This window comes from Edaphobacter sp., from assembly GCF_035532915.1.
GTDB lineage: Bacteria > Acidobacteriota > Terriglobia > Terriglobales > Acidobacteriaceae > Edaphobacter.
The window spans coordinates 1-4,943 of the sequence record NZ_DATKQC010000047.1 but is presented as its reverse complement, the minus strand read 5'-3'; the positions used below and the strand labels follow the sequence as shown (position 1 = coordinate 4,943).

Sequence of the window (4,943 nt, the reverse complement as noted above, 5' to 3'; positions counted from 1 at the left end):
CCACTCATTTTTTGAATTATCTCATCTCTGCAAGGGCCGCACCAGATATCTGGGAGCTTCAATCGTAAGGTGGAACTAATCGTCGGGGCCTCGGCGTGAAATAGCCTCCTCGTCAACCCAGTCCTCCTCCGTATACGTCATTCCTTTACGGCCAGGAACCGTGCGCGACGGCCCTGCTTGGTAAAAAGAACAGGACTTGGGCCCGTAGCAAAAGGTCTCGGTTCGATAGCGACGCTTGGCCGGATTCCATTGGTCAATAATCATCTCCACCGCCATGTGACATCCCCACATGCAGTTCGAGCACTTTGCCGAGTATGTTCGTGCGGCCAGCCGCCGGTGACCGCGTTCCCGGTAGGCCGAAAGGGCCGGTGGAACACCAACCCAGGGAGGGGGCGGGATTCCTCTCTCCTGACTTTCACAGGGAGTGACCCTCAGGTTGCTGACCTTATAGAATTCAACGGTCTCCATCCGCCGGAGGCTTGAGGCTGCCGGCATTGGCAGCGCGCGTTAACCATTTCACCGTTATGCGCGTCTGCCCCCACACCCACTTCTTCCAGGAGCGCCGTGTGGGGCTGCTCGTCCATCGTTCCGCAGCCTGCTGAGCTTTCAGCAACTTTTTCTCGTGTTCCTCGTGTCTACGTTTCCGAGTTCTGTCGAGAGCCGTACTCATCGAGCCGCAGCGTCGAGAGCAGTACACCTTCTGGCGTGAAGTCTTTTTAATGTAGTACTTGCCGCAACGATGGCATGGCCCTCCCAGTTTGTGGCACTTCGGATTCACAATTAAGTCCATGAAATGACTCAAAACAATGTCCTCTAACGACAATGGCCCAACACCCCGCGGGGTTGGCAGCCAAAGCAAGTGGCCTTTGCCCGTATCGGTTGGGACAAGAAGCGTTCGGCCAGCCCGAACACGGTTGAAGAGAGCTTTGTCTTCATCGAGCAGCCTTTGCAAATTGGGTCCGGATCTCTGCCAGGCGTCTACAAGCTTTCTCAGTCGTGCCGACAATTCTGCCGGCGCATCGCCATTTAAGAGCGAACAAATCGTTTCCAATTCATAGTCATCATCGAATCCGAGCAGGACGGACTTCCTCTTGCCGGCTGCCAACAATGCAAGCTCGTTCGTTGGAGCGGAGTGAGTCAATAGATTAGTGATAGCACGAAATATATATTCTTGCCTATCAATAATTCAACATTCCCAGGGTAGTTTGGCGTAACACCGTAGATGTACTGTTCACCGTCACACCAATCGTGATGGTGCAGACCACCTTAGGAGCTACCCGTGAAACGCGACGAGCATCCCGAACTGATCGTCAGTTACTTGCCCCCCGACGTGCTCAAATCGAACCCCAACAATGCGCGGACACATTCCAAGACTCAGATTCGGCAGATCGCCGCGAGCATCGAGGCTTTCGGTTTCTCGAATCCGGTATTGATCGACAGCCGAAACATGATCATCGCGGGCCACGGCCGCCTCGCGGCAGCCAAGCTACTGGGTATGGACCGCGTTCCCACAATTCAAATTGAGGGGCTGAGTGAAGAGCAAATTCGCGCGTACGTCATCGCCGACAATCGGCTCGCGGAAAAAGCGGGCTGGGACAAAACGATTCTCTCCATCGAGCTTCAGCATCTCCTAACCATCGATGGCCAGCTGGACGTCACGATTACCGGATTCGAAATTCCGGAGATCGATCTCATTATCTCAGAGGCTAGACAGCAACCCGATCAGGATGATGCGCTCGATTCCGCGTCACTCGGTCCGACTGTCACCCAACCTGGAGATCTCTGGCTGCTCGGCAAGCATCGTGTCCTTTGCGCAAACTCGTTGGAAGAAACGTCGTTCACGGCTTTGATGGCCACACGACGCGCCCACGTGGCGTTCATTGATCCGCCCTATAACGTGCGCATTGACGGCCATGTTTGCGGCAATGGATCGATTCACCATCGTGAATTTCCCATGGCATCCGGGGAGATGAATGAATTCGAATTCGCAGCTTTTCTTACGACAAGCCTGCGGCTGCTCTCACGATATAGCACGAATGGCTCGGCTCATTTCGTGTGTATGGACTGGCGACATGCGGATCAACTTCTCGCCGCCGGCAAGCAGAACTACAACTCACTGCTCAACATTTGCGTGTGGGTAAAAAAAAACGCCGGAATGGGGTCATTTTACCGTTCCCAACACGAACTTGTGTTCGTATTCCGAAATGGAACCGCGCCACATCGTAACAACGTCAAGCTGGGACAATACGGACGCAACCGAACGAATGTCTGGGATTATCCTGGCGCAAGTACTTTCTCCAGAAACGGGGACGAGGGCAATTTGCTGGCTTTGCATCCCACAGTCAAACCCGTCTCACTTGTGGCTGACGCTTTGCTCGACTGCTCTGCTCGAGGCGACATCGTCTTGGACAGTTTTCTCGGCTCTGGCAGCACTTTGATTGCGGCTGAGCGCGTGGGTCGCGTCTGTTACGGGATTGAGATCGATCCGCTGTATGTCGACGTCGCGATCCGCCGCTGGCAGCGCCATACAGGCGACCACGCCATTCATGCTGCCACGGGAAAACATTTCGATGAGATTGCTACTTCGCTGGAGGTACCGCGTGTCTGAAGCCAACAGCACTTCTGACTGCGGATACGGCAAACCACCGCAGCATACGCGGTTCGCCAAAGGGCAGTCCGGAAATCCGAAAGGCCGACCAAAGGGATCGCAAAACCTCGCCACCATTCTGGCCAAGGCCGGCCGGCAACGGATCCGCGTCACCGAGAACGGCCGCAGCCGGTACATCACCAAATTTGAAGCGAGCATGCTGCAGTTGATGAACAAAGCCGTTTCCGGTGACCTCAAGGCCATCCGGGAACTTTTGTGCTGGATCAAATCGCTGGAGAATTCCGAGCAAACTGCTCCCCCATCGGCTGAACCTCATGAAAATGACAAGGCCGTGATGACAAGCCTGCTGGAACGCATTAGGCGGTCGGAGGAATTTCCGGCAGACAGTGCGAAGGATTCAACGGCGACCGATCCATCCCGGAGCGAGGAGTGAACATGCAACTCTCTTCTGCTGAGTTCGAGTTCATTCTGCGCCAAGATCTGACGAGCTTTATCGAGCGCTCATTCTACGAACTGAACCCTCAGACCGTTCTTGTCAGTAGCCCTCATATCGAAGTTATCGCGTCCAACCTTGAGGCTTGCCGCCGAAGCGCTACCAAGCGATTGATCGTCAATCTACCTCCGCGTTCCCTGAAGTCCCACACCGTGAGCGTAGCATTCGCAGCCTGGCTGCTCGGTCACAACCCCGCGCAGCAGATCATTTGTGCCAGCTACGGCCAGGATCTGGCCGATAAACATGCCCGAGACTGTCGAACGCTGATGGCGAGCGACTTCTATCGGAGGCTTTTCCCGCGAACTCGTCTCTCTTCGGAAAAACAGTCCGTCAATGAGTTCCTGACAACGGCACAAGGTTTCAGGATGTCGACCTCCGTGGGCGGAGTCTTGACCGGCAGGGGAGCGGATCTCATCATCCTTGATGATCCTCTGAAACCCGACGATGCGCTGTCGGAAACCAGGCGAACCAGTGTCAACGAATGGTACGACAACACGCTTTTAACCCGACTAAACAGCAAGGAAAATGGTGTCATTATTATCGTTATGCAACGGCTTCACCAGGATGATTTGGTCGGCCATGTAATGGATCAGGAAGAGTGGGAAGTCGTGTCGTTTCCCGCCATCGCTGAAGAAGACGAGTGTCACCTCATAGAGAGCCCCTGGGGTCGGCGACGGTTCAAGCGTAAGGCCGGCGAAGTCTTGGAGCCAAAACGTGAATCCAGAGTTACGCTCGGGACTATTCGTGGGACCATTGGCGAATATAACTTCGCGAGCCAGTACCAGCAGAATCCGATGCCTCTGGGTGGGGCCATAGTAAAAATTGAGTGGCTGATGCGTTATGATCATCGCGACCTCCCCTCGAATTTCAGCTGCGTACTTCAAAGTTGGGACACTGCGAACAAGAGCGGCGAGCTGAACGATTTCAGTGTCTGTACCACCTGGGGCGCCACTTATGGTCGCTACTACCTTCTCTCCGTATTCCGTCAACGCCTCAATTACCCCGACCTGAAACGTGCAGTGAAGGATCAGGCGCACCAACACCACGCCAACATCGTTCTGATCGAAGACAAGGCATCGGGAACGCAGCTGATTCAAGATTTGAAGGCCGACGGAATGTATGGCGTCAAACCGTACGACCCTCTTCCTGGATCTGACAAGATCTTACGGCTCTATGCCCAGACGGCGGAATTCGAGAACGGTCGTGTGCTTCTGCCATACTCGGCTCCATGGCTTGAGGAATACGTGCGTGAGCTAACGTCCTTCCCCGGAAGCAAATATGACGATCAGGTGGATTCGACGACGCAGGCGCTCGATCATCTGAAAAACAAGGCATCAATTCTTGCTTGGCTGGCGCTGTGACCGACCTCCGTCGAGCGAGCAAACCAGCTGTTCTCTCAGTCTTGACGTCCGTTCCAAGCCATCTCATGAGTCCGGCGGAATCGCTCGAAATGGACCCTGCTCTGGCGCGCCCCCTTACCTAAGGCTGTCGGGCCTTGCTATTGGCCTCCTGGTTTTCGAGTATTTTCCCATCATTATTAGTCCTTACTTTTCTCCTCCTGACGGGCCGAGTTTCGCTTGACTGTTTGCCCCCGGCAAGCGGGAATGTGCTGATGTTCAGGAGGAGAAAATGGGCTCAAACATCTCAGGTCAGATCGCAAAATTACACGCTTTGTCGCGGCAACAGCTGCTTGACCTTTGGCAGAAGCTCTACCGGAGACCTGCCCCGCCTGGAATTCGGAGGGAGCTGATGGTCCCTTTTCTCGCTTACAGAATGCAGGAAGACGCCTATGGCGGTCTCAAGCCCTCAACGCGCTCCGAGCTCCGCCGCATTGCCCGAGAT

4 protein-coding genes are annotated in these 4,943 nt (G+C 54.8%); all 4 read left to right on the top strand.

The features are described 5' to 3' along the window. The first annotated feature begins 1,279 nt into the window (after window positions 1-1,279). Window positions 1,280-2,608, top strand: coding sequence for a DNA methyltransferase (locus tag VMU57_RS02405; RefSeq protein ID WP_325380416.1), 1,329 nt, complete (start codon window positions 1,280-1,282; stop codon window positions 2,606-2,608). Next, window positions 2,601-3,041, top strand: coding sequence for a DUF5681 domain-containing protein (locus VMU57_RS02400; protein WP_325380414.1), 441 nt, complete (start codon window positions 2,601-2,603; stop codon window positions 3,039-3,041). The genes VMU57_RS02405 and VMU57_RS02400 overlap by 8 nt, the downstream gene beginning before the upstream one ends. Window positions 3,042-3,043: 2 nt before the next feature. Further along, window positions 3,044-4,462: a phage terminase large subunit gene (terL, locus tag VMU57_RS02395; RefSeq protein ID WP_325380412.1), complete on the top strand. Its 1,419-nt coding sequence runs from the start codon at window positions 3,044-3,046 to the stop codon at window positions 4,460-4,462. A 268-nt stretch (window positions 4,463-4,730) separates the two neighbouring features. After that, window positions 4,731-4,943 (top strand): DUF2924 domain-containing protein (locus VMU57_RS22930; protein ID WP_414648594.1); only part of this gene is annotated, 213 nt, incomplete at its 3' end.

Bases quoted from the DNA above. Each gene is read 5' to 3' on its own strand.
- terL (WP_325380412.1), top strand. From the start codon at position 3,044: ATGCAACTCTCTTCTGCTGAGTTCGAGTTCATTCTGCGCCAAGATCTG.